Raw genomic sequence first — 25,135 nt, forward strand, 5'->3', positions numbered from 1 at the left:
AGTCAGCTCCCCCGCGCCATCCCCAATTGTGCGAGTGGAGCGGCGACGGCGTTCTCGTCGAACGCCATCAGCACTGCCTGCGTGATGTGCCGCTGCACCGCCCACTGACGGCCCGGCTTGACCCGCACCGTCAGGCGCAGCGTCACGGCCTCCGGTGTCACGCTGTTGACGCCGAGCATCTTCGGGGTTTCGAGGACCGCGTCGGCGATCGACTCGTCGTCGGCCGCAGCCATCGCGGCCTCCGTCGCGACCTGCGTTGCCTTCGGCACGCCCGAACTGTGGGCGATCGGCAGGTCGATCACAGCGACGGCATGCCCTTGACTCATGTTGCCGACGCGGGCGATCTCTCCGTTGCGGCAGTACCACAACGTCCCTTGCACGTCGCGAATCGTCGTCACCCGAAGCCCGACCGTCTCGACGGTACCGATGGCGTCGCCGACGTCGACGGTGTCACCCACTCCGTACTGGTCCTCGAGCAGCATGAACATGCCGGTGAGGAAGTCCCGCACCAGGTTCTGCGCGCCGAAACCGAGCGCGACGCCGACCACACCGGCCGACGCGACGAGCGGCGCGACATTGACACTGAAGCTGGTGAGGATCTGCAGTACACACCAGGTGAGCGTCACGATCGAGACGACGGACTTGAGGACCGACCCGATCGTGCGGGCCCGCTGTGCTCGTCGCTGCGCGGCAACCGAATCGCGCACACCGCCGGGAAGCCGCTCCTTGAGTGGTGCCAGCAATCGCGGTTCCGCGCCCGGTCTCTCACGCGTCGCGCGGTCGATGGCTCGGTGCAGCGCGAACCTCAGCAGGAGTGCGACCACGACGTAGACCGCGATCTCGATGGGACGCTCGACCAGCCACAAGCGTGCGGTCTCGGACAATGCCAGCGAACTCGATAGGTACATCATCGCCGTCGACCATACGGAAGTCGCACCGAGCGCCACGGGCCCGCCGTGGGCACCATGTCGCCGGTCACATCCCACCATCGATGGCTCAGGTCGGGCACCATCAGACCACGAGGTCCACTTCCCATCGACCGACTCGAGAGCTGGTGACCAGTGGGACACACGACTGCACGCTCGATCACGACCACCACGACCATCGCGGGAGCTGCTGCCGTCGCGCTCACGGTGTCGCTGTTCGTCGCACCGACAGCGTCCGCGCAGATTCCGCCGCCTGCAGCACCGGAGATCACCACCACGGTCGACGGGAACTCCGTGACCATCGACCTGGTGGACCCGAACAGAGGGATTTCGCACCTTCTCACTGCGTGCACGGCAGCGCTGGTCAACCCGGCGAAGGGCGTCAACCTCATTCCCGCGATCGCCTCGGGCACTCTCCCACCGATCAGCGAGATCGACCCCGCCGTCTTCGAGTGGGGTCCGTCGCTCCTCACGACGAACGCCGCGATACGGGAACGCACATACGAGCTCGGCGAAATCCCCTCCGGTGTCTACGTCGCAGTCGGATTCTGCATCAACCCGAACATCACCAACCCTGCGGTCGACTTCGAACCCGTGTTCGTCGGCGGCACCATCGAGGTCGGCTCGGCCGTCCTCGACCTCGGCAGCGCCGTCGTCGAGACGCCGGGAGCGCTGACCGCGGTCCTGGAACTGCTCGGCATCGACACCGGGAGCCTCGGCAGCGCCGAGGGCAGCACCGTCGGATCGGGAGAGGTCGGGTCCGGAGACGGCGCGGTCGGGTCCGGAGACGGGGCGGTCGGCAGCGGGAACTGATCGACCGTCAGCGTGCGAACTGCTCTGCTGTGACCACTGCGTCGCGCACCCGCTCATCCGGATCGGCGGAGAGCCGGCCGAGTTCGGCCGTGTACCGCGCGCGGCGGTCCGACGCCAGCCGGACATCCGCGAGGACGATCACGGCGTGTCGGCGAACGGCGGCCCATCCCGACCCGAGACCCCCGAACGCGACCTCGACCTCGTCCGCGGCGAGCACGCAGTAGCCGCTGCCGGGGGCCAGGCGCACGCAGACGGGGTCGTGCAGCGAGGGATGGGCCGTCAGCGCCGCCTCGAGCGGCGTGTAGTCGAGCGGCGTCGGGACCCCGATGTCGCGGAACGAGGTGTACGGCGCGGTGAGTGCCCGGACGGCGACCTCCTCGGGTAGACGATCGATCCGCGCGACCACGACGTCCATTCGCCCCAGGCGAGCGAGCGCCGCGGCGGCCCAGCCGCGGTCGGGTTCGGACAGTGACCTCGTCGCGACGACCGCATCCAACGCGTCGACGACGTCGTCGGACGATTCGCCCAGCTCACCGAGAAGCTTTGCCCATTGCCACTTCTCGCGAGCCACCCGAAGCCGGTCCAGAATTGTGGGAACGGCGTCGCGACCGAGCTCGCGAAGCCAGGCGGTCGCACGTTCGGCTCCCGGCGGCGGCGAGACGTGTTCGTCGACGATCGCGACCAGTTCGGCGATGCGCGCCTCCACGGGCAAGGCGGCAAGCCGGTCGACGGCGACCTGTTCCTCGTCCAGCTCGGGAAAGTGTTTGCGCATCTGCGCCTTCGACAGGCTCAGCGGAATCAGCTCCCACGCCTCGTCCATCGCGACAGCGATGAAGTCGCGGTCGACGATCCCCTCGTCGACGAGGATGCGGCGGGCGGAGCGACACGCCTTGGCCGCGGTGCGTTCGTATCGACGGTGGACACGGTCCCACGTCACGTCGTCGCCCGCGGTCGCCTCCGCCGTCACCTCCTCGGCGAGCGCGTCCTCGTCTTCCCCTGGGTCGAGTTGCCACGGCCAGTCCGCCGGACTCCAGCGCAGTGCGTCGGCGTCGAATCTCGCGGTGGCGACGGATGCGAGCGAACGCTCACTGGCCACTCCGACCATCGGCCACGCGATCACACCGCCGGACTCGGCATAGAACTCGTGGAGCGCGGCGCCGTAGATCCGGTCGCCCGGATGCTCGGCGTGCATCCGCTGCACGAACTCGACGATCCGGTCTCGGAACGTCGTCTCCACTCTCGTCCAGTCCACGCGCCGACCCTAGCCGCGGGCACGGACAACCCCTGTGGCCGCTCGGTGCGGTGGACTTCGGACCGGGAGGGGATCAGTCGACGTTCGGCGCCCACTGCACGCCGTTGATGTGACCGCCGCCGTCGACGAACAGCGTGTTGCCGGTCAGGTAGCGGGAATCGTCGCTCGCCAGGAACGCCGCGACCGTGCCGATGTCGTCGAGGGGATCGCCGATGCGGCCCATGGGGTTCGCCGCGGCCTGCGCGGCCGCCATCTGGGGATTGGCGTCGGCGACCCGCTGGTACGCCGCACTCTGCGCACCCGGACAGATGACGTTGCAGCACACCTGTTTCGGCGCCCACTCACGCGCCGCCGTCCGCGTCATGCTGCGCAGGGCTTCCTTCGCCGCGTTGTACGGCGCCGAGTACATGTGGGCGTTGACGCCGTTGAGGCTGCACATCGTGATGACCCGCCCGGTTCCGTTGGCGGCCAGTGCCGGGTAGGCACGCTGCATGGCCCAGAACGCGGCCATCACCCCCATGTCGAACCCGGCCCGCATGGCGTCCTCGGCAGTATTCTCGATCCGCTCGAAACCCAGTGAACGCCAAGCATTGTTGACCAGGATGTCCAGCCGGCCGAACTCCTCCGTCGCGGCGTCGACCATCGCGTGCACCTGGTCGCGGTCGGTGACGTCGGTGCGCTGGAACAGTGCGCGCACACCCCATTCGTCGGTGAGCCACCGCGCGGTGTCGACGCCTGCCGCCTGGTCCACCTCCGCGACGACGACACTCGCGCCTTCACGTGCCAGCGCGCCCGCGACCCCGCGGCCGATGCCCATGCCTGCGCCGGTGACCACCGCCACCCGCCCATCCAACTTGCCCATGCCTGATCCTTCCGTGGCGAGAGAACCCGCCCACCGACCTATCGTGCTCAGCGGGGGCGGGGAACCGTCTTGTCGACGAACAGCGCCTCGACGGACACGCAGACGGTGCCGTCGGCGGTGCGGATGTCGCCGACCGTGTTGATCTTGCGGCCGTCCTGGGAGGCGAGACGCCCGGAGACGGTCAGGGGCTCGAACAGCGGCGTCGGACGGTGGTAGCGGACGTTCAACTGCGCGGTCGCGCCGCTGCGCCCGGACCAGGCGTTCGCGACGCCGAGGATGTGGTCGAGCAGCAATGCCGAAACGCCGCCGTGCACGTGCCCGGGCGGACCCTGGTACGGCATGGTCAGGCTGACGACGCTGCGCACCGACCCGTCGTCGTGACCGGTGACGACCAGCGGCGGCGCGAGTGCATTCTCGGGTCCGGTGACGGGGTCGTGCCGGGTGACGCCCTCTCCGGCCCACATGTCGACGAGCCGTTCCGCGACCGCAGGCGCATGTTCCTCGAGGTGTTCGGCGATGCTGTTCAGTTCCTCCGCAACACGTTCGAGGTTCGCGTTGGACCGGTCGGTGCGCAGCAGCGCGTCCACGACGCGTCGCGCGGCGGCGGCAGCGTGGTCGACGGCGGTGTCCTGAGGAGCGGACGTCAGAACGGTGCCGTCCGGCGCGTTCCCGGCCGTCGGGTGGGTGCTCGGATCGACTCTCATCGGATCTCCATGCTCGCGTGGGTCAGCACCGGCTGCCCGTCCCGCTCGGGGCAGGTGGCCAGCAGGGTCAGGCGGTCGCCGTCCCGCCAGACGGCGGTGTCGATCGTCTCCCCCGGGTAGAGAGACCCGGCGAACCGAACCGAGAACGACTGCACACGAGAGGGATCGCCGTCCAGGAGGCCGTCGACGACGGCCTTGCACACGACCCCGTACGACGCGAGTCCGTGCAGGATCGGCTGGTCGAAGCCGGCCATCTTCGCGAACGCCGGGTCGGCGTGCAGCGGGTTCAGGTCGCCGCTGAGCCGGTACACCAGCGCCTGCTGCGTCGACGTCGGCGACGCCAGCACCTTGTCGGGCTCGCGCTCCGGCGCCGCCGCGGACGCCTCCGGTCCGGCGTCGCCACCGAACCCGCCCTCACCGCGGGCCCAGATCTGCATTCCGCTGGTCCACAACGGATTTCCGTCGGCGTCGGCCGCTGTCTGCTCCAGCACGATCACGGCCGCCTTGCCCTTGTCCCACACGTCGGCGACCCGCGACGACACCGTCGCGGTCCCCGAGGCCGGGATCGGGGCGTGCAGCGTCAACGACTGCCCGCCGTGCAGGATCTTGCGGAGATCGATGTCGATACCGGGCAGGTTCATCCCGGCCGGCTTCACCGCGCCGGCCGAGACGCCCTGCCCGGCGACCATCGCGAAGGTCGGCAGTACGCGCAGGTCCTTCTCGTACACCCATCCGAGTTCGGCGGGGTCGAGCGAGGCGGTACCCGCCCCCAATCCCAGGTGGTACAGGATCACGTCACGTTCGGTCCAGCTGACCTCGCGGACGGTGGGGGCTGCGGACAGCGCGGCCTTCACGTCGATCGGCATTGTGGTTACGACTCCTTGGAGATGGTTCCGGACTGGTAGAGCGTGACGACGCACGCGCCACCGAGTCCCAGGTTGTGTTGCAGGGCAACGGAAGCACCGTCGACCTGTCGTGCATCGGCCAGACCGCGCAGCTGCCAGTTCAGTTCGGCACACTGGGCGAGGCCGGTGGCGCCGAGCGGGTGGCCCTTGGAGATCAGTCCGCCGGAGGGGTTGACGACCCACCGGCCGCCGTAGGTGGTGGCACCGGATTCGACGAGCTTGCCGCCCTCTCCGGGTGCGCAGAGGCCGAGGCCCTCGTAGGTGATGATCTCGTTGATCGCGAAGCAGTCGTGCAGCTCGATGACATCGACGTCGTCGACGGTCAGGCCGGACTCCGCGAACACCTGCTCGGCGGCGGCGCGGGTCATCGGGGCGCCGACGACGTCGATCATCGACTTCTCCGAGAACGCCTCGGTGGTGTCGGTGGTGATCGCCTGCGCGACGATCTCGATCGCCTGGTCCTCGAGTCCGTGCTCGCGGACGAACTTCTCGCTCACGACGATCGCGGCGCCCGCGCCGTCCGAGGTCGGCGAGCACTGCGACCGCGTCAACGGCGCGTGGATCATCTTGTCGGCCAGGACCTGGTCGAGGGTGTACTCGTCCTGGAACTGCGCGTACGGGTTGTTCACCGAGTGCTTGTGGTTCTTCACGGCAACCGCGGCGATCTGCTCGACGGTGGTGCCGTACCGCTCCATGTGCTCGACGGCGGCGTTGCCGAACAGCTGCGCCGTCATCGGGCCCTTGGCCCAGCCGTGCTTGCCGACCATCACCTTGAGCTGCTCGTCGAGAGTGGTGACCTTCGGCATCTCACCGGTTCCGGTCATCGACGTCTTCGTCATCTTCTCGAAGCCGACGGCCAGCGCGCAGTCCACGAATCCGGCCTGCACCCACTCGCGGGCCATCAGCAGCGCCGTGGAACCGGTCGCGCAGTTGTTGTTGACGTTGACGATCGGGATACCGGTCAGCCCCGTCTCGTACAGAGCACGCTGACCTGCGGTCGACGCACCGAACACGTAACCGGCTGCGGCGCGCTGAACCTGCGAGTAGTCGATGCCCGCGTCCGCGAGCGCCTTGCCGACGGCCTCGGTGACCATGTCCGGGTACTCCCAGTCCCGAGACTCGATCTTCTCGAACTTGGTCATGCCGACGCCGACGACGAAGGTGCGGTTCATGCTGTGGTGCTCACTTTCCTGGTTCTGGATCGCGAGGCAGACCGAGGATCCGCTCGCCGATGATGTTCAACTGAACATTCGTCGTACCACCGGCGATGGACATGCATTGGGCGTTCAGGAACATCTGTGTCGCGGATCTCCGATCCTGCTCACCGAGCAGCGACGCCGGACCCGCCCAGTCCATCGCGACCTCCCACACCTGCTGGATGTGCTCGACCCCGAGGAGCTTGGCGATCGACGACTCGGCGCCCGGCTGCGCGCCCGACAGGGACCGCAACGTAGTGCGCAGACCCATCAACCCGCCCGACTGGGCGTCGCAGAGCACCTTGCCGAGGACGGTGAGTTGGTCGTCGTCGAGGCCGCCCGGCACCGTCTCGGCGAGGCTCAGCAGCGCCTCGCCACCGGAACCGAGGGACGAGTCGTTCGACAGGGACACCCGCTCGTTGGCGAGGGTCGTGCGGGCGAGCTTCCAGCCGTCACCAGGCTCGGCGACGAGGCAGTCGTCGGGGACGAACACGTCGTCGAAGAACACCTCGTTGAACAGCGCTTCACCGGTGATCTCGCGCAGTGGACGGATGTCGAGTCCGTCGGAGTTCCTGATGTCGATCAGGAAGTACGACAGGCCCTTGTGCTTGGGCACGTCGCCGTCGGTGCGGGCCAGGCAGATGCCCCAGTGTGCGTCGCGGGCCATCGACGTCCACACCTTCTGTCCGTTCAACCTCCAGCCGCCGTCGACCTTGGTGGCCTTGGTGGACAGGCCAGCGAGGTCGGAGCCGGCACCCGGCTCGGAGAACAGCTGGCACCAGACGATGTCACCGCGCAGCGACGCGGGGAGGAATCGTTGCAGCTGTTCCTCGCTGCCGTGCGCGATGAGGGTGGGCACCACCCAGTTGCCGATGATCATGTCGTGCGGGGTGATCTTCGCGGCCCGCAGTTCCTCGGCGATCACGAGTTGGGTGACGGCGTCGGCGCCCTTGCCCCACGGGGCAGGCAGGTGCGGTGACGTGTAGCCGGTCTCGGCGAGGTAGCTCGTGCGCTCGGCACCCTCGAGTGCCGCGGCCGCACCGAGTTCGGCGCGGACGTCCACGCGGATCCGGTCGGCTTCGTCGGGCAGGTCGATGCCGAGGACGCGCCGCGCACCCTGGATCGTCAGGTTCGCGACACGGCGCTTCCAGGACGCGGTGGACCCCAACAGGATTCGCAACGACTGTGCGCGCCGCAGGTACAGGTGCGCGTCGTGTTCCCAGGTGTAGCCGATGCCGCCGAGAATCTGGATGCAGTCCTTGGTGACCTGGAACGCGGCCTCCGGCGCGACTGCCGCGGCGACGGCGGCCGCCAGTGACGACTCGGCGGCGGCGACGTCCTCGCCGAGGGCACGGGCGGCATCCCATGCGGTGACACGGGCCTGCTCGGTGAGGCTCAGCATGCGGGCGGCCTTGTGTTTGACGCCCTGGTACTGCCCGATGACCCGACCGAACTGCTGCCGGACCCGCGCGTAGTCGGCGGCGGTGGTCGTGGCCCAGTCCGCGAGGCCGGACGCCTCGGCGGCGAACAGCGTTGCGGCGATGTCGAGAATCCGCTGCGGATCCAGCGTCAGGACGTCGCCGTCGACGAGCGGCAGGGCACGTGCAGTGATCTCGGCGTTGCGGCGCACGACGTCGTGGCTCGGCAGGTCGGTCACGTCGAGGCGGTCGCGGCCGAGGACCACGAACGCGAGCGAGCCGCGGTCGTCGGCCGCGAGCAGGAAGACGTCGCCGACCTGTCCGCCGAGGACGAGGCTCGACGTGCCGGACAGGGTGAGCGCGTCACCGTCGCGCTCGATGCGCAGCGAACCGGACTGCAGGGCAGCCGCACCGGTCAGGGTGCCGTCGGCCAGTGCTGCCAGTTCGCCGGTGCGGCCGGCCTCCTGCAGAACGGCGGAGACGAGCACGGTCGGCAGGAACGGTCCCGGCACCATGCAGCGACCGAGTTCCTCTGTCACGACCGCGGTTTCGAGGAGGCCGTATCCGGCGCCGCCGTTCTCCTCCGAGAGATGCAGGCCGAGCATGCCGAGTTCGGCGAGGGAACCCCAGTACTCCGGGCGCGTCTCGGCCTTCGCCTCGACGGCGTCGCGGATGACGGTGGGGGTCGCGTGCCGGGCCGCCCAGCCGCGCACGGAGTCGCGGAGTTCGCGGTCCTCGTCGGTCAATCCAATGGTCACGGTATGTCCTTACCGGCGCTGCACGCATGTGCGCCTGTTCGGTGGGGAGCTGCCACACAGGCGCACATGCGCCGGAGGCGCCTAGATGCGTTCGATGACGGTGGCGGTGGAGAGGGCGCCGCCTGCGCACATGGTGATCAGGGCGGTCGAGCGGTCCGAGCGCTCGAGTTCGTGCAGCGCACTGGTGATCAGACGGGCGCCGGTGGAGCCGACGGGATGGCCGAGGGCGATGGCGCCGCCGTTGACGTTGACCTTCGCCATGTCCGCGCCGTGCACCTGCGCCCACGACAGAACCACGGACGCGAAGGCCTCGTTGATCTCGACGATGTCGATGTCGGACAACGACATTCCGGTGCGATCGAGGACCGCGCGCGTGGAGTCGATCGGGCCGTCGAGGTGGTAGTACGGGTCGGAGCCGACGAGCGTCGACGCCAGGATGCGGGCCCGCGGACGCAGACCGGCCTCGCGGGCCTTCTCCTCGCTCATCAGCAGGACCGCGGCCGCGCCGTCGCTGACCTGCGACGAGTTGCCCGCGGTGTGGATTCCGCCCTCGACGACCGACTTCAGGCCGGCGAGACCCTCCGCGGTGGTTTCGCGCAGCCCGCCGTCGAGGGTGACGGTCGCGATCTCGCCGGTGGGCTCGCCCTCCTTGGTGACGACGGGTGCCTGTACCGGCACGATCTCGCGGTCGAAGCGACCCTCGGACCAGGCGAGGGCGGCGCGGCGCTGCGACTCGAGGCCGAACGCGTCGACGTCACCGCGCTTGATGCCGCGCTTCGCGGCGATCCGCTCGGCGGAGGTGAACTGGTCACCCATGTCGATGGTCCAGTCGTCCGGGTAAGGGTTGCCGGTGCCGGGGGCGTTGGCCTGCCCGAGGAACACGCGGCTCATCACCTCGACGCCGCATCCGATGCCCGCGTCGATCTGCCCGGACGCGATCAGTCCCGCGACCATGTGCACGGCCTGCTGCGAGGATCCGCACGCGCAGTCGATGGTGGTGGCCGCGGTCGTGTACGGCAGGCCGGCGTGGAGCCAGGCCTGGCGGGTGACGTTGTTGGACTGCTCCCCGGCCTGCGTGACGGCGCCTCCGACGAGCTGGCCGACCTGGTCGGCGGGGAGTCCGGTGCGGTCGAGGAGCGCCTGCTGGGCGGCGCCGAGCAGCACTGCGGGGTGCACCCCGGACAGTTGGCCGCGGCGGCGTCCGATCGGTGTCCGGGCTGCCTCGACGATGACGACGTTGCTCATTCCTGCTCCCCTGCCGAATACGATTTCTGAAACGTATTCTATTTATGGGGAGAGACCTGTCCGGCGATGTCCCACCGAGCGGGACCGGCTCGCCCGGGGGCGAGTTCTACAACTCGCCGAGCAGCAGGTCGCAGGCGACACGCAGGTCCGAATCGAGGTCCGGAATGGAGGTGCGATTGTTCAGCCCGGCCTGGATCAGGCCGAACCACAGCGCCACGACCAGTCGGATGACCGTGGCCTGCCGCACCGTCGGCTCGTCGATCCCGGCGGCCCCGAGGAGCAGATTGTCGAAGTGCCGGTCGATCTTCCCGACATCGGGGATCGTGGCAGCGTTCGAGGTCGCGTTCGACTGGATCATCGCGGTCGCGAGCAGCGGGGTCCGCAACAGCGCCCGGGTGGCGTGCTGCAGGGCGTCGTAGACGGCATCGGCCGGCGTCGTGTCCGCACGCGGATTCCGGGCGAGGACAGCACCCATCCGGTCGATCTGATCCACCATCACGGCCACGAACAGGTGCGACTTGGACGGGAAGTACCGGTAGAGCGTGCCGATCGCGACGCCGGCGAGCTTCGCGACCTCCTGCATCTGCACTCGTTCGAGGTCCTTCTCCGCACCGAGCTGGGCGGCCACCTTCAGGATGCGGCCGTGCCGCGCGCGCTGCTCGAGTGAGCTCGGCTCGGCGGCGTCGCGTGCCTCCGCAAGTCTCGGCATGTCGGTCCCCCAGTTCTTCACACGTCTACAACGAGCGTAGATCCTGACACCCGCGATGGTCGTCCGGTCCCATGTTCCGCTCAGTGGGAGCACGTCTGCCCGCATCGCGCCCCCTGCGATTGCCTGTGACCACATTCGAAGCGATGGAGGGCACATGACGGAGTGGACGGACGAATACGACGTGGTCGTGGTCGGGTCCGGTGGCGGCGCACTGACGGGCGCGTTCGCCGCGGCCTCGGCCGGCCTGCGGACGGCGGTTCTGGAGAAGACCGGTCTGTTCGGCGGCACCTCTTCCTACTCGGGCGGGTCGATCTGGCTGCCCGGAACCCAGGTGCAGGAGCGGGCGGGACTGCCCGACTCCACCGAACTCGCCCGCACCTACCTGCGCACACTGCTCGGTGACGCCGAGTCCGACCGGCAGGATGCCTACGTCGACACCGCCCCCGCCGTCGTCGAGTTCCTCGAACGCGACCCGAACATCGAGTTCGAGTTCCGGGCGTTCCCCGACTACTACCGGGCCGACGGACGCCTCGACACGGGCCGCTCGATCAACGCTCTCGACCTCGATCCCGCCGACATCGGTGACCTCGCCTCCCTGGTGCGACCCGAGCTGGACCAGGACCGCACCGGTCAGGGGCACGTGCCCGGCCAGCTGATCGGCGGCCGCGCCCTGATCGGACGGCTGCTTTCCGCGATCGCGGGCACCGGCAACGCCGATCTTCGCCCGGACACCGCGCTGACGGAACTCGTCGTCGAGGACGGCCGCGTCGTCGGCGTCGTCGCCACCCATCAGGGCGAGACCGTCCGCATCAAGGCGAACCGCGGCGTGCTGATGGCGGCCGGTGGCATCGAGGCCAACGACGACGCTCGCGGCGAACACGGAACCCCCGGCAAGGCCGACTGGTCGATGGGCCCGATCGGCGCCAACACCGGCGACGCCATCGCGGCCGGTGTCGCGGCGGGCGGAGCAACGGCACTGCTCGATCAGGCGTGGTTCTGCCCCGGCGTCGCGCAGCCCGACGGCACGGCAGCGTTCCTCGTCGGCATCCGCGGCGGCATCGTCGTCGACGCGAACGGCGACCGGTACCTCAACGAGTCGCTGCCGTACGACCAGTTCGGCCGGGCAATGCACGCGCACGATGCGGACGAGAGTTCGTGGATGATCTTCGACTCGAGGGAGGGCGGCGGACTGCCCGGCATCAGCATCCCGAACACGGCTCCGGCGAAGCACCTCGAGGCCGGCACCTGGGTGCAGGCCGACACTCTCGAGGAGTTGGCGGCGAAGGCCGGACTGCCCGCGGATTCGGTGCGCGCCAGTGTCGAGCAGTTCAACGACTACGCGAAGCTCGGCGTCGACGAGTCCTTCCACCGCGGCGAGGACCCGTACGACAACTTCTTCTGCCCGCCGAACGGCAACCCCAACAGCGCGCTGACCGCGATCGAGAACGGCCCGTTCTTCGCGGCACGAATCGTGCTGTCCGACCTGGGCTGCAAGGGCGGCCTGGTCACCGACGTCGACGGCCGCGTCCTGCGCGCCGACGGCACCGCGATCGCCGGCCTGTACGCGGCAGGCAACACGTCCGCGTCGCTGAGCGGGAAGGTCTACCCGGGACCGGGCGTGCCCCTCGGCACCGCCATGACGTTCTCCTACCGCGCCGCCCGACACATGGCGCAATAGGCGGCGGGGCCTACATCTACTTGATGGACGCCGGCGCCCAGCGGCACACCTCGGTGCTGCCACCACCCTTGGCCCGCCGGTAATTGCACACCATTCCGTTGTTACACGTGATGAACGTGCCGTTGCTGGTCGTCTTGGAGTCGCCGCTGGACATCGTGCCACTGCCCACGACACATCCGGTCGCCTGTTCGGCCATTGCCGCACCGGCGAAGGTCAGGGGCGTGACGACCGCGAATGCCGCGGCGGTGACAGAGAGAAGTGCGATACGCAGGCGCATGTCTGATCCTTCGGTTGTTCGGAGATGTCGTGGATCAATCGTCGGATGGTTCTCGACGCCGGACCAGGCACCCTGGGGTTGAACCTCACCCACCCCTGCGCGACACGACCCCCGCTCGACCGTGTAGGTCGAGCGGGGGTCGTTTTCCTTGGCCCGTGGTCGGATCCGCGACCGCGGCAGGTCAGGTGGCGGGCAGGATGCGGGCTCGCACCTCACCGAAGCCGATGCGTCCGCCGTTCACGCCGGGGGCGGTCGCGGAGATCGACACCTCGTCGCCGTCCTGCAGGAACGTGCGTTCCTCTCCCGCAACAGTGACGGGTTCCTTTCCACCCCAGGTCAATTCGATGAAAGCGCCGCGCTGGTTCTTCTCCGGACCCGAGACGGTTCCGGAGCCGAACAGATCGCCGGTGGACGCAGCGGCGCCGTTGACGGTGGTGTGCGCCAGCATCTGCGCCGGCGACCAGTACATCTGCGCGTACGGCGGACGGGTGACAACCTCTCCGTTCCACTCGACCGCGAGATCGATGTCCAGGCCCCACTTCTCGTCACCCTGCAGGTACGGCAGCGGCTCCGGATCCTGAACGGGCGTCTCGATACGCGCTGCCTCCAGCGCTGCCAGCGGCACCACCCACGGGGAGATGGACGTCGCGAAGCTCTTGCCGAGGTTCGGGCCGAGCGGCACGTACTCCCAGGCCTGGATGTCACGCGCGGACCAGTCGTTGAGGATCACGGCGCCGAAGCAGTGCTCGGCGAACCGGTCCGGGGTGATCGACGAGCCCATCGGCGAGCCGACACCGACGATGAAGCCCATCTCGGCCTCGATGTCGAGTCGCACGGACGGCCCGAAGACAGGAGCCTCGTCGTCCGGTCCCTTGCGCTGGCCGCTGGGTCGGACGATGTCGACGCCCGAGGCCACGACGGTGGACGAGCGACCGTGGTAGCCGACCGGCAGGTGCTTCCAGTTCGGCATGAGCGGATCGGGGTTCTGGGGACGGAACAGCCGACCGAGGTTGGAGGCGTGATTCTCGGACGCATAGAAGTCGACGTAGTCGGCCACCGCGATCGGCAGATGCATCGTCACCTGGCCGATGGGCAGCACCGCGTCGTCGGCGATCTCCCCGGCGACGAGTTCGGTGATCTGCGCTCGCACCTGCATCCAGCGGTCGCGGCCCTGTGCCATGAACGCGTTGAGGGTCGGCTGCGCGAACACGTCGTCGTCGAGGGCCTTCGCGAGGTCGACGACGTGGTCCCCGACGCGGACACCGACGCGCGGTTCGGTTTCGTCGGTGGAGAAGACGCCGTACGGGAGGTTGTCGACGCCGAACAGGGAGTCGCCGGGAATGGAGATGACGGTCATGCTGGGTTTCCTTCGTCGACTGCGGGGGTTTCCGGGGCGCCCATCAGGCCGAGCGCGGTCAGGTCGGTGAGGGGGTCGCCGATGCTGCACGTTCCATACGACCGGAAGCGGTCACGCAGCGACCTGGCGGCGTCGTCGGGCAGCGCTGCGAGTTCCTCGGCGAGCCGCACACCGTCACGCTCCGCGAGGACGGCGGCGACGGCGTCCGCGCCCGCACCGGATGCCGCCCGATGGGTGGCCAGCATGAGGTTGAGGAAGCCGTGCTGTTCGAAACCGGTGTCGGGCGCGGTGTTTCGCACCGCGTGATGAAGCCCCGCCGTGGCCTTGAACGGCACGCCGAGCGACACGGCGGTCTCGATCGCGGCAGCGAGTTCCTTGTCGTCCGGGTATGCCTCGGCGACGACACCGCCGGTGCGGAACTTCGCCCGGTAGGGGGTGTCCGCGAGGCCGGCGAGAATCTCGGTGCGCCGCGCGTCGCGGGGCACCTCGATGTAGATGTCCACTCCCGGTGCAATGGACGCGATCTCACGAAGACCGGTGAACAGGTCGGAGACCGTCTGCTCCGCGGGCACGGCGATCTCCAACGCGACCAGGCGGGTGCCCGCGATGCCGCGCAGGCGGTCGATCGCCGCGGGTGTGGCGCCGGTACCGGCGGGTACGGTCAGGCTGATCTCGAGCATGCGGTCGCCGTCCACGACGGCGGCGAGCTCGTCCAGTCGCGGCGCCGGGAACACGAACGGCCCGACGAGGTCGGCGTGGCCGCTGTCCTCGTGCGCGAAATGCGCTGGGACGGCGGACGCGAGCGGCGCGTTGCCGGGCGGGAACAGTGCCGCGTCGTCGCACAGGCCGGTCAGCAGCGGCGACACGGCCGTCACTTCGCCTCCTCCGACTCGGGTCCGCGCCCGGACCAGGACCACGGGTACCTGGCGTCCTCGCACGCCAAAGCGCCCTCACCGAGTTCGAGCGGACGGAACGTGTCGACCATGACGGCGAGTTCGTCGAAGAACTCGACGCCGATGCTGCGCTCGTAGGCACCGGGCTGCGGTCCGTGGGCGTGACCCCCGGGATGGATCGAGATCGACCCCTGCCCGATACCGGAGCCCTTGCGGGCCTCGTAGTCGCCGCCGCAGTAGAACATGATCTCGTCGGAGTCCACGTTCGAGTGGTAGTACGGCACCGGGATCGACAGCGGGTGGTAGTCGACCTTGCGGGGCACGAAGTTGCAGATGACGAAGTTGTTGCCCTCGAACGCCTGGTGCGCGGGCGGCGGCTGGTGCACGCGGCCCGTGATGGGCTCGTAGTCGGAGATGTTGAACGTGTACGGGTACAGGCAGCCGTCCCAGCCGACGACGTCGAACGGGTGCGTCGGGTACACCATGCGAGTGCCGACGATGCCGTGCGAGGTGCGGTGTTTGACCAGCACCTCGACGTCGGTGCCCTCCGCGAGCAGCGGCTCGGTGGGCCCGTGCAGGTCGCGCTCGCAGTACGGTGCGTGTTCGAGCAGCTGACCGAACCGGGACAGGTACCGCTTCGGCGGGACGATGTGACTGTTGGCCTCGATAGCGTACGCGCGCAACGGTTCCGGACCCTGAGGCAGCCACCGGTGGGTCGTCGACATCGGCAGCAGGACGTAGTCGCCCTGGCTGGCGTGGAGCGCACCGAAGACGGTCTCGACGATCGCCTCGCCGGACTCGATGTACACCATCTCGTCACCGATCGCGTTGCGGTACAGCGGCGATTCCTTCGCGGCGACCACGTAGGAGAGGCGGACGTCGGCATTGCCGAGGATCAGCCGGCGGCCGGTGACGACGTCGGTCTCGGCCCAGATCTGCTCGGGGAACAGGTCGTGAAGCTTGAGGTGCCGCGGCTTGAGCGGGTGGTTCGGGGTGGTGGACTGGTCGGGCAGGTCCCACACCGTGGCGTCGACGATCGCCGACGGGATCTCACGGTGGTAGAGCAGCGACGAGTCGGAGGAGAAGCCCTCCTCGCCCATCAGCTCCTCGAAGTACAGCCGACCGCTGTCGTCGCGGTGCTGGGTGTGCCGCTTCGGCGGTATCGCGCCGAGCTGTCGGTAGAACGCCATGGCCGGCCTCCTGGGTCTGAGTTCTCCCCGGTTTCCACGCTCGTGTCTCCACTGTGGCCGCACCGGGTCTGCCTTGTCGACGTCCGGCGGAGCGCTATGTGGCGGGAACCGCGACTCACGAACGGGACGTTAGTAAACACATTAACTATTTTTCAGAGGAGAGCGCAACCATCCGCCCGCCTCCCCCACCCCGATCGGGGGTATCCGCGACCTCGGCCTATCAGTACTGTGGTGATCTGATCAGTACTGTTTTGCGGTACCGGCCCGATTCGGCGCCGCACGCGGAGGGAGAGACCCATCCACTACTTCGACCGACTGTCCGACTCGGCGTTTCGCGCGACGAGCCACACCGGTGGCGCCTGGAACACCGCGGAACAGCACATCGCGCCCTCCCTCGGCCTGCTCGCGCACGTCGTGGACCTCGATCGGGAACAGCGCGGACAGGGCTCACTGCGGATCGGCCGACTCTCGTACGACATCCTCGGAACCCTCCCGATCGGCGAGGTCACGACGTCGGTGCGGGTGCTGCGGGCAGGCCGGACGATCGAACTGGTCGAGGCGACTCTCTCCCACGACGACCGCGTCGCCGTCGTCGCCAGGGCCTGGCTGATGGGCGCCTACGACACCGAAGGCCTCGCCGGGACCGCGTTCCCGACCATCCCCGGGCCCGAAGGGATGCCGTCGTGGGATCCCACGACGGTCTGGCCCGGCGGCTTCATCGACGGCGTGGAGGTCCGTCGCGCCCAGACCGAACCCGGTCGCGCCGCGTTCTGGGTACGGACGCCGATCGCCCTGGTCGGCGGCGAGAAGGTCGGCGCCGTGGCCCGTACGGCGGGCCTGCTCGACATCGCCAACGGGATGACCACCCGTGCCGATCCCCGCGACGTCGCCTTCCCCAACCTCGACCTGACGATGCACCTGTTCGGCGAACCGCGCGGCGACTGGGTCGGGTTCGACACCACGGTCAGCTTCGGCTCGGACGGACTCGGGTTGACGCACAGCGTCGTCAGCGACGCGTTCGGGCCGATCGGGACGTCGGCGCAGATCCTCACCGTCCGCCCGTCCTGACGGCGGACAGCTGCGTCAGTTGCGGCCGCGGACGTCGAACTGGCTGCGGTTGGTGATGAGCTTGTCGAGCAGCATGACCAGCACGTGCTGCTCGGCCTCGGTGAGCACGCTCGCCCACGCGTACTCGCGCTCGTTGTGTTCGCGGTAGGTGTCGGCCATCTCGGCGCGACCCTTGTCGGTCAGCGACAACTGCACCGAACGGCCGTCCCGCTCGTCGGGTGTCCGGTCCAGCAGTCCGGCCGCGACCAGGGATTTCGTCAGGTTCGACACGGCGGCGCGGCTCATCCCGGTGAGGCTCGCCGCGGTCTTGGATTCGACGGGCCCGGCGAGCCAGGTGACGAACAGCAACCGGAACGCGGACCACGACAGTCCGCGCGGCCGGTGCACCGAGGACTCCAGGTCGTAGGTCACGACATTGGCGGCGCGGTTGAGGGTGAGAAGCACCTGGGTGGCCAGCTGGTGGGACGACCCGTACTCGGTGCTCAGACGCTGATTCGCGAGGTCGATGAACGACCAGAAGTCGAGGGGGCCGGGTTCCGGTTCCGACCCGTCGCGCACCGTTCGCGCACCCTGCCCTGTCATGCCGCAACCCTATCCCGCCGTTCGCCCCGCGCCGGATGCTCGGCAACCCACAGGCGGGCGATATTCAGTACATCTATGAACTATATCCCCTCATCGGTACGGCCCCTCCGACCGGCCGCGCGCGGCCACTTTCCCGGGATATCGGCAAGTAAGGTCGGTGCTCGGCGCGATCCACCGCCGAAGCCCGACGAGACCGCGCGAGGAACCTTCGATGAGCACCCTGCAGACACTCGACCGTGGCCTCCGGGCGCTCGACGTGGTCGCCCGCTCGGCGGATGGAATCACGGTCGCGGACCTCGCTCGCGAGCTCGATGTCCACCGCGCCATCTGCTATCGGATCGTCGCCACGCTCGAAGCCCACGCACTGATCACCCGCACCGAGGACGGTCGCCTCCGGCTCGGAGTCGCGATTCCGGTGCTCGCCTCCCGTTTCGAACCCCAGTTGGCCCGGGACGCGCGACCGCTGCTCCAGTCGCTGGCCGACACCACCGGCGCCACCGCCTTCGTCTCGGCCGCGCAGGGCAGCAACTGCGTCGTGATCATGGTCGCCGAACCCGAGGGTGCACTGCTGCGAGTCGGGTATCGGGTGGGCAGCAGCCATCCGCTCGACACCGGCGCGGCGGGCATCGCGATCCTGGCCCTGCGCCCCGAGCAGCCCGGCGACCCCGAGTCGGTGCGAGTGGCACGCCGCGACGGGTACAGCCTCACCCGAGGTCAGCTCGAACACGGAGCGGTCGGGATCGCCACCGGCGTCGCGCTCCCTGCCACCGTGGCCGCCGGCCTCGAGCGCAGTGTCGGCGTCGTCGCGATCGACGGCCTCGACACCGAGCGGGCGGCCGATGCGGTGATGCGTGCCGCCAGGGCGTTCGAAGGCCTCGCCACCGCCTGAGGCGACCCGACGCACCCCCACCGCCTGCCGGAACGGCCGTGCAGGGTCGGCACCTCATGTCCTTCTTGACCTCGATTGTGACGGCGCTTACCCTGGCCGAAGTTCGCTCACAGAAACACAGTGTGCGTTATTAGTAACTTCGCAGTTCAGGACGGTCAACACCATGTCGCAGACCCTGACCGGATGCCCGGTCGACCACCGCACGCTTCAACCCGACGGGTGCCCGGTGTCGGCGCGGGCGGCCGCGTTCGACCCCTTCGGAGGCGCCTACCAGCTCGATCCGGCGGCGTCGCTGCGCTGGTCGCGTGACGAGGAGCCGGTGTTCTACAGCCCCGAGATCGGCTACTGGGTCGTGACCCGGTACGACGACGTCAAGGCCGTCTTCCGCGACAACATCCTGTTCTCACCCTCGATCGCACTGGAGAAGATCACCCCGGTCTCCGACGAGGCGACAGCGACGCTCGCGAAGTACGACTACGCGATGGCACGCACCCTGGTGAACGAGGACGAGCCCGCGCACATGCCGCGTCGGCGCGTGCTGATGGACCCCTTCACCCCAAAGGAACTGGTCCACCACGAACCGATGGTCCGCCGCCTGACCCGCGAGTACGTGGACCGTTTCATCGACACCGGCCGCGTCGACCTCGTGGACGAAATGCTCTGGGAGGTCCCGCTCACCGTGGCGCTGCACTTCCTCGGGGTCCCGGAGGAGGACATGGACACGATGCGCGAGTACTCGATCGCGCACACCGTGAACACCTGGGGGCGTCCCGCCCCCGAGCAACAGGTCGCGGTCGCCGAAGCGGTCGGCAAGTTCTGGCAGTACGCGGGCCAGGTGCTCGAGAAGATGCGGCAGGATCCGAGCGGTCACGGCTGGATGCCGTACGGCATCCGGATGCAGCAGGAGCTGCCCGACGTCGTCACCGACTCCTACCTGCACTCCATGATGATGGCGGGAATCGTTGCGGCACACGAGACCACGGCCAACGCTTCCGCGAACGCCTTCCGCCTGCTGCTGGAGAACCGCAGCGTCTGGGAGGAGCTCTGCGCCGATCCGAGCCTGATCTCCGGCGCCGTCGAGGAGTGCCTGCGGCATTCCGGTTCCGTTGCCGCCTGGCGCAGGCTGGTCACCGCGGACACCACGATCGGTGGCGTCGAGATCCCCGCCGGTTCGAAGCTGCTGATCGTGACGTCCTCCGCGAACCGCGACGACCGCCACTTCGAGGGCGCGGACGATTTCGACATCCGCCGCGAGAACTCCAGTGACCACCTGACATTCGGATTCGGCGGCCATCAGTGCCTGGGCAAGAACCTCGCCCGGATGGAGATGCAGATCTTCCTCGAGGAGCTCACCTCCCGGCTGCCCCACCTGGAGTTGGTCCCGGATCAGGAGTTCACCTATCTGCCCAACACGTCGTTCCGCGGACCGGATCACGTGTGGGTGCAGTGGGATCCGGCCGAGAACCCGGAGCGCCGCGACCCCGCCCTGCTCGGCCGGCGGCACCCGGTCACGATCGGGGAACCGTCCAAGGCCGCCGTGTCCCGCACCGTGACCGTCGACGCGATCACCCCGGCAGCGGAGGGCGTCGTGCGGGTGACGCTGTCCGATCCGTCCGGTCGGCCGTTGCCGCGGTGGACCCCGGGCTCGCACATCGACGTCGACCTCGACGAAGTGTCGCGGCAGTACTCGCTGTGCGGCGACCCGAACGACCTGTCGGTCTACGAGATCGCCGTGCTCGAGGAATCGGAGAGTCGCGGCGGATCGCGGTACGTGCATCGCACCCTGCAGGCCGGAGACACCCTGACACTGCGCGGCCCCCGCAACCACTTCCGGCTCGACGCCGACGCCGACCGCTACATTTTCGTGGCAGGCGGAATCGGGATCACCCCGATCGTCGCGATGGCCGACCACGCCAAGGCGACCGGCAAGGACTACGAGATCCACTACTGCGGGCGCGATGTCACGACGATGGCGCTGCTCGAGCGGCTCGGCACGGACCACGGGGACCGGCTCGTCGTGCATGCGAGCGCGGCCGGCAACCGCCTCGACATCCCGGCGCTGCTCGCCGACCCGGTCGCGGGCACCCAGATCTACTCGTGCGGCCCGGAGCGCCTGCTCGCCGCGCTGGAGGAGGCCACCGCGCACTGGCCGGAGGACTCCCTGCACGTCGAACACTTCACGTCGAACCTGACCACGCTCGATCCGGCGAACGAGCACGCCTTCGAGGTCGAGCTGCGCGACTCCGGCCTGACCGTCACGGTCGCCGCGGACCAGACGGTGCTCGACGCACTGCGGGCATCGAACATCGACATCCAGAGCGACTGCGAGGAGGGGCTGTGCGGATCGTGTGAAGTGCCCGTCCTCGACGGCGAGGTCGACCACCGCGACGTCGTCTTGACCAAAACCGAACGTGCCCAGAACAAGTCGATGATGACCTGCTGCTCGCGCGCCTGCGGATCCAAGCTCACCCTCGCGCTCTGAGCCGCGCACCCCCACGCTTTCAGCACCCGAAAGGATCCGTCATGGGATCACCCACCCTCTCGCCACCTGCCGGGGCGGCCGGCACCACCACGCCGACCCGCTCCAGCTTCAAGCGGGTTCTCACAGGCAGCATGGCCGGCGCCGTGCTCGAGTGGTACGACTTCGCGATCTACGGCATCCTCGCCGCGACCGTGCTCGGTCCGCTGTTCTTCCCCGGCGACAGCGGCGTCGCGAAGCTGCTGCTCGCCCTCGCCACACAGGGCCTCGGCTTCGTCGCCCGGCCACTCGGCGGCATCGTCTTCGGGCATCTCGGTGACAAGTTCGGTCGCAAACCGATGCTGGTCGCGACGTTCTCGATGCTCGGCGTCGCGACTGCAGCGATCGGCCTGCTGCCCACCTACGACCAGATCGGCATCTGGGCCACGGTCGCACTCGTCGTGCTCCGCATGATCCAGGGCTTCGCGCTCGGCGGCGAATTCGGTGCCGCGGTGCTGCTCGTCAGCGAGTACGGCGAACCGCGCAAGCGCGGATTCTGGGCATCCTGGCCGCAGGCGGGAGCCCCGATGGGCACCGTCCTCGCGACCGTCGTCGTCTCGGCGCTCGGCCTGCTGCTCAGCGACGACGCGTTCGACCAGTGGGGCTGGCGTGTCGCGTTCCTCTTCGCGATCCCGCTGCTGATCGTCGGCTACTGGGTGCGGCGTGGCGTCGAGGAGTCCCCCGTCTTCAAGGCCGCGCAGGAGCAGGCGGCGAAGAACCCTGCGGCGCAGGAGCGGTCGAGCATTCTCGAGGCCCTCTCCCGTCCGCGCGCGGTGCTGATCGGCCTCGGGATGCGACTCGGCGAGAACATCGCGTTCTACGTGTACACGGTCTTCGTCATCGCCTATGCCACGACGTACCAGGACTTCCACCGCGGCGACGTCATCCTGGCCGTCACCTTCGCCTCGCTGTTCCAGTTCGTCGGCATGATCGGCGGCGGCGCCTGGTCCGATCGCGTGGGCCGCAGAATCGCGATGCTCGTCCCGGCAACCATCCTCGTGGTCTGGGCGCCGGTGTTCTTCTGGCTCGTCCAGCAGCAGAGCCTGTCGATGCTGTGGATCGGCGTCTGCGTCGGTGCCTTCTTCCACGGCATGCTTGCCGGTCCGGAAGCCGCGTGGATCACCGAACTGTTCCCGACCCGATATCGCTACGCGGGCTCGTCACTGGTGTTCCAGGGCTCGTCGATCATCGCGGGCGCACCCGCGCCGTTCATCGCCGTGTGGCTGATCGAGAACCACGGTGTCGGCACCGTCATCGGGTACCTGGTGGTCACCATGGCGATCACCGTGACCGCCCTGCTGTTCAGCAAGGAGACGAAGGGCGTCGATCTCGACGAGATCGTGTGACGACGTCCGCCTTCGTGCGGACGTGAGCACACGGGTGAGGGGAACCCATTGCCGGTCAGACCGGCAATGGGTTCCCCTCACCCTGTTTTGCGAGTGTGGCCGGGAACACCTCGGCCACACTCGTCGTTGTCGCCTGAGACGACCCCCACCGAAAGGATCGTGCGATGCCGACGATGACCACCGCGGAGCGTCAGACCTTCCTCGCCGAGCCACATGTCGGGGTGATCGCGGTCGAGAGACCCGACCGGGCACCGCTTGCGGTACCCATCTGGTACGGGTACGAACCGGGCGGCGACGTGCTGTTGTGGACCGAGACCGACACCGTCAAGCACGACCTGCTGAAGGCCGCCGGACGGTTCGCCATCACCGCACAGGTGGAGCAGGTGCCGTACAAGTACGTCACCGCCGAGGGCCCGATCACCGCGATCGAACCGATCACCGCGGATCAGGCCGCCGCCATCGCGGTGCGGTATCTCGGCGAGGAGGAGGGCACGGCGTTCACCGCGCAGAACGTCACGCCGCGATCGATCCTGATCCGGATGCGGCCCCAGAAGTGGCTGAGCACGGACTACTCGAAGGAGTAGGACGGCAGGCGCCGTCGTCGATCAGGGCTTCCCGGTGAACACCGGGTCTTCGAGGGACCGGCGCGACCGGACCCAGGCGGCGTCGAGGCCGTCGACGATCTCTTCGGTCACGGACTCGTCGAACACGACGATGCGGTCCGCGATGCGCCACTGCCCTTCACGACGCTCGAAGCGGTCGACGTAGCGGCATTTGACGGTGACGCGGGACTGCGGGCCGCCCGGAGCGACGGGAGCCTGCCGTAGATAGCACAGGCAGTACGACTCGACGTTCGCCGTGTCACCGTGCAGGTCGATCAGGACGTTGGTGATGTAGTGCAGCGACGAGTCGATGGTGGCGTGCCGGGACTTCATGTCCTCGATCAGACCGTCCACCGTGCCGACGTAGCCGCCGTGGTTGTCGATCGCCTCGGGAAAGTAGCACTCGGCCACTCGGTCGAAGTCCTTGCGGTCCACCGCCCGTGCATAGCGGTACAGGACCTCGGTGATCTCCTGCTTGTCGCACAGCGACATGGATGCTCCTCTCGTACGAAACGGGCCCCGGCGACGCCGTTGTCGCCGGGGCCCGTGGTCGGTTCGGTGTCTAGTCGACCCGCAGTTCGATGCCCTTCGTCTCCTTGACGAAGAAGATCGCGCCGAGGGTGAGCAGCGCGCAGAACACGAAGTAGAAGGCCGGCGCGAGGTTGTTTCCGGTGACGTCGATCAGCCACGTCGCGATGAACGGGGCCGTGCCACCGAGAGCCATGTTGGTGATGTTGTTGCCCAGCGCGAGTCCGCTGTAGCGGACCGATGCCTTGAGCATCTCGACGTACGTCACGTACGACGCACCGTTGACCACCGACACCGCGATGAACAGGACCGACTGTCCGACGATCGCCTGCCAGATGCTGCCGCCCGCCATGAGCATGAACATCGGGACACCCAGCACGACCGCGGCGATGGTGCCGGTGAACAGCACGGGCTTGCGGCCGTACTTGTCGGCGAGGTAGCCCGCGATCGGGAGCGTGATGACACCGAGGACCAGGGCCAGCGACGTGGACAGGAATGCGACCGTCGACGACTGTCCGCCTGCCTTCTGCAGGTAGGTGGCCGCGTACACCGAGGCGATGTAGTAGCCACCGGTGATGAGCGCACCGAGGAAGATGATCTTGACGAGCGACGAGCCCGAGGTGGTCAGCAGTTCCTTGACGGGCACCTTCGCGGTCTCGCCCTTGTCCTCGAGTTCCTTGAACTGCGGGGTGTCCTCCATGTGGTTCCGGATCCAGATGCCGACGACACCGATGACGACCGAGAGCAGGAACGGGATACGCCACGCCCACGACAGGATCTGGTCGTGCGTGAAGACCGACGTCAGTGCCAGCGCGGTCAGTGATGCGACCAGGGAGCCGATGTAGGTTCCCGAATTGACCATCGACGTCTGGAAGGCACGCCACCTCGCAGGCGCGGACTCCGACACGAACGCGTTGGCACCGCCGAGCTCACCGCCGGCCGCGAAGCCCTGCAGGCAGCGTGCCAGCACCAGGATCGCCGTCGCCCACACACCGAGCGTGACGTAGGTGGGCATCATGCCCATCGCCGCCGTCGCGACGACCATCAGCAGAATCGTCCAGGACAGGGCGTTCTTGCGGCCGTACTTGTCGCCGATGTGCCCGAAGAAGATGCCACCGGGCACCCGGAGGAAGAACGCGACGGCGAACGTCGCGAACGTACCGAGCAGGGCGGCGGTGTCGTTCTCCGAGACGAAGAACAGCGACGCGATGATCGTCGCCATGTAGCCGTAGATACCGAAGTCGTAGTACTCGACGACGGTACCGACGATGGCGGCGCGCACCACCTTCACGGTGGACTGCTTCGGCTGGGCCTCGGTCTGCACGGAATCCGGTCCTCGGGCGGGCCCGGAGTTACGAACCGCGGGCTCCACAATGTCGTTCGTTGTCATGGATGGTCCTTTGTAGGTGTCTGGTACGC

23 protein-coding genes are annotated in these 25,135 nt (G+C 68.4%); 7 read left to right on the top strand and 16 right to left on the bottom strand.

The genetic code is table 11. The annotated features are described in order from the left end of the window. Positions 1-2 precede the first annotated feature (2 nt). Positions 3-911: a mechanosensitive ion channel family protein gene (locus FFS72_RS00945; protein WP_137872180.1), complete on the bottom strand. Its 909-nt coding sequence runs from the start codon at positions 909-911 to the stop codon at positions 3-5. Positions 912-1,061: 150 nt separating this feature from the next. Between FFS72_RS00945 and FFS72_RS00950 the strand changes: the two genes are divergently transcribed. Further along, entirely contained in the window at positions 1,062-1,739 is a 678-nt protein-coding gene (locus FFS72_RS00950) for a hypothetical protein (protein WP_249353065.1), read from the top strand. A 7-nt stretch (positions 1,740-1,746) separates the two neighbouring features. On the opposite strand, the gene FFS72_RS00955 is transcribed toward FFS72_RS00950, so the two are convergent. The 8 genes from FFS72_RS00955 to FFS72_RS00990 all read right to left on the bottom strand — a co-directional run bounded on the left by FFS72_RS00955 (position 1,747) and on the right by FFS72_RS00990 (position 10,788). Continuing rightward, positions 1,747-2,991, bottom strand: coding sequence for a DUF4303 domain-containing protein (locus tag FFS72_RS00955; protein ID WP_212744303.1), 1,245 nt, complete (start codon positions 2,989-2,991; stop codon positions 1,747-1,749). Between the two features lie 73 nt (positions 2,992-3,064). After that, entirely contained in the window at positions 3,065-3,853 is a 789-nt protein-coding gene (locus FFS72_RS00960; protein ID WP_137872181.1) for an SDR family NAD(P)-dependent oxidoreductase, read from the bottom strand. A 47-nt stretch (positions 3,854-3,900) separates the two neighbouring features. Further along, positions 3,901-4,557 carry a PaaI family thioesterase gene (locus FFS72_RS00965; RefSeq protein ID WP_137872182.1) on the bottom strand — a complete coding sequence of 219 codons (657 nt, stop codon included), beginning with the start codon at positions 4,555-4,557 and terminating at the stop codon, positions 3,901-3,903. Further along, entirely contained in the window at positions 4,554-5,423 is an 870-nt protein-coding gene (chsH3, locus tag FFS72_RS00970) for an enoyl-CoA hydratase ChsH3 (RefSeq protein WP_137872183.1), read from the bottom strand. Before chsH3 ends, FFS72_RS00965 begins: the two co-directional genes overlap by 4 nt. 5 nt (positions 5,424-5,428) lie before the next feature. Further along, a complete protein-coding gene (locus FFS72_RS00975; protein ID WP_137872184.1) occupies positions 5,429-6,634 on the bottom strand; it encodes a lipid-transfer protein in 1,206 nt (401 codons plus the stop codon). A 10-nt stretch (positions 6,635-6,644) separates the two neighbouring features. Then, on the bottom strand, positions 6,645-8,834 hold the full coding sequence (locus FFS72_RS00980) for an acyl-CoA dehydrogenase family protein (protein ID WP_137872185.1): 2,190 nt from the start codon (positions 8,832-8,834) through the stop codon (positions 6,645-6,647). A gap of 81 nt (positions 8,835-8,915) precedes the next feature. Further along, positions 8,916-10,079, bottom strand: a complete 1,164-nt coding sequence (locus tag FFS72_RS00985; RefSeq protein WP_137872186.1) for a steroid 3-ketoacyl-CoA thiolase — start codon at positions 10,077-10,079, stop codon at positions 8,916-8,918. 106 nt (positions 10,080-10,185) lie between these two features. Next, positions 10,186-10,788: a TetR/AcrR family transcriptional regulator gene (locus FFS72_RS00990; RefSeq protein WP_137872187.1), complete on the bottom strand. Its 603-nt coding sequence runs from the start codon at positions 10,786-10,788 to the stop codon at positions 10,186-10,188. A 154-nt stretch (positions 10,789-10,942) separates the two neighbouring features. Between FFS72_RS00990 and FFS72_RS00995 the strand changes: the two genes are divergently transcribed. Continuing rightward, positions 10,943-12,466, top strand: a complete 1,524-nt coding sequence (locus FFS72_RS00995; RefSeq protein ID WP_137872188.1) for an FAD-dependent oxidoreductase — start codon at positions 10,943-10,945, stop codon at positions 12,464-12,466. Between the two features lie 16 nt (positions 12,467-12,482). Here FFS72_RS00995 and FFS72_RS01000 read toward each other — a convergent pair whose 3' ends face one another. From FFS72_RS01000 to FFS72_RS01015, 4 genes are all read right to left on the bottom strand, one after another. Next, positions 12,483-12,743: a hypothetical protein gene (locus tag FFS72_RS01000; RefSeq protein WP_137872189.1), complete on the bottom strand. Its 261-nt coding sequence runs from the start codon at positions 12,741-12,743 to the stop codon at positions 12,483-12,485. Between the two features lie 181 nt (positions 12,744-12,924). Beyond that, positions 12,925-14,100 (bottom strand): fumarylacetoacetase, encoded by a 1,176-nt coding sequence (fahA, locus tag FFS72_RS01005; RefSeq protein WP_137872190.1) that lies wholly within the window; start codon positions 14,098-14,100, stop codon positions 12,925-12,927. Continuing rightward, positions 14,097-14,975 carry a hypothetical protein gene (locus tag FFS72_RS01010; protein ID WP_171018502.1) on the bottom strand — a complete coding sequence of 293 codons (879 nt, stop codon included), beginning with the start codon at positions 14,973-14,975 and terminating at the stop codon, positions 14,097-14,099. The genes fahA and FFS72_RS01010 overlap by 4 nt, the downstream gene beginning before the upstream one ends. Further along, complete coding sequence (locus tag FFS72_RS01015) at positions 14,972-16,183, bottom strand: homogentisate 1,2-dioxygenase (protein WP_137872191.1); 1,212 nt, start codon at positions 16,181-16,183, stop codon at positions 14,972-14,974. Before FFS72_RS01015 ends, FFS72_RS01010 begins: the two co-directional genes overlap by 4 nt. A 297-nt stretch (positions 16,184-16,480) precedes the next feature. Between FFS72_RS01015 and FFS72_RS01020 the strand changes: the two genes are divergently transcribed. Beyond that, positions 16,481-17,251: a thioesterase family protein gene (locus FFS72_RS01020; protein ID WP_137872192.1), complete on the top strand. Its 771-nt coding sequence runs from the start codon at positions 16,481-16,483 to the stop codon at positions 17,249-17,251. Between the two features lie 15 nt (positions 17,252-17,266). Here the strand turns inward: FFS72_RS01020 and FFS72_RS01025 are convergent, their stop codons facing one another. Beyond that, positions 17,267-17,833, bottom strand: a complete 567-nt coding sequence (locus FFS72_RS01025) for a MarR family winged helix-turn-helix transcriptional regulator (protein ID WP_137872193.1) — start codon at positions 17,831-17,833, stop codon at positions 17,267-17,269. A 211-nt stretch (positions 17,834-18,044) separates the two neighbouring features. Between FFS72_RS01025 and FFS72_RS01030 the strand changes: the two genes are divergently transcribed. From FFS72_RS01030 to FFS72_RS01045, 4 genes are all read left to right on the top strand, one after another. Beyond that, on the top strand, positions 18,045-18,722 hold the full coding sequence (locus FFS72_RS01030) for an IclR family transcriptional regulator (RefSeq protein WP_137872194.1): 678 nt from the start codon (positions 18,045-18,047) through the stop codon (positions 18,720-18,722). Positions 18,723-18,885: 163 nt separating this feature from the next. Continuing rightward, a complete protein-coding gene (locus tag FFS72_RS01035; RefSeq protein WP_171018503.1) occupies positions 18,886-21,204 on the top strand; it encodes a cytochrome P450/oxidoreductase in 2,319 nt (772 codons plus the stop codon). Between the two features lie 41 nt (positions 21,205-21,245). Beyond that, positions 21,246-22,586: an MFS transporter gene (locus FFS72_RS01040; protein WP_137872195.1), complete on the top strand. Its 1,341-nt coding sequence runs from the start codon at positions 21,246-21,248 to the stop codon at positions 22,584-22,586. Between the two features lie 164 nt (positions 22,587-22,750). Then, positions 22,751-23,170 (top strand): pyridoxamine 5'-phosphate oxidase family protein, encoded by a 420-nt coding sequence (locus FFS72_RS01045; protein WP_171018504.1) that lies wholly within the window; start codon positions 22,751-22,753, stop codon positions 23,168-23,170. 21 nt (positions 23,171-23,191) lie between these two features. On the opposite strand, the gene FFS72_RS01050 is transcribed toward FFS72_RS01045, so the two are convergent. Next, on the bottom strand, positions 23,192-23,680 hold the full coding sequence (locus FFS72_RS01050; protein WP_137872196.1) for a nuclear transport factor 2 family protein: 489 nt from the start codon (positions 23,678-23,680) through the stop codon (positions 23,192-23,194). Between the two features lie 70 nt (positions 23,681-23,750). Further along, entirely contained in the window at positions 23,751-25,106 is a 1,356-nt protein-coding gene (locus FFS72_RS01055; RefSeq protein WP_502704058.1) for an MFS transporter, read from the bottom strand. Positions 25,107-25,135: the final 29 nt, after the last annotated feature.

The organism is Rhodococcus sp. Q (genome assembly GCF_005503035.1).
Classification (GTDB): domain Bacteria; phylum Actinomycetota; class Actinomycetes; order Mycobacteriales; family Mycobacteriaceae; genus Rhodococcus_G.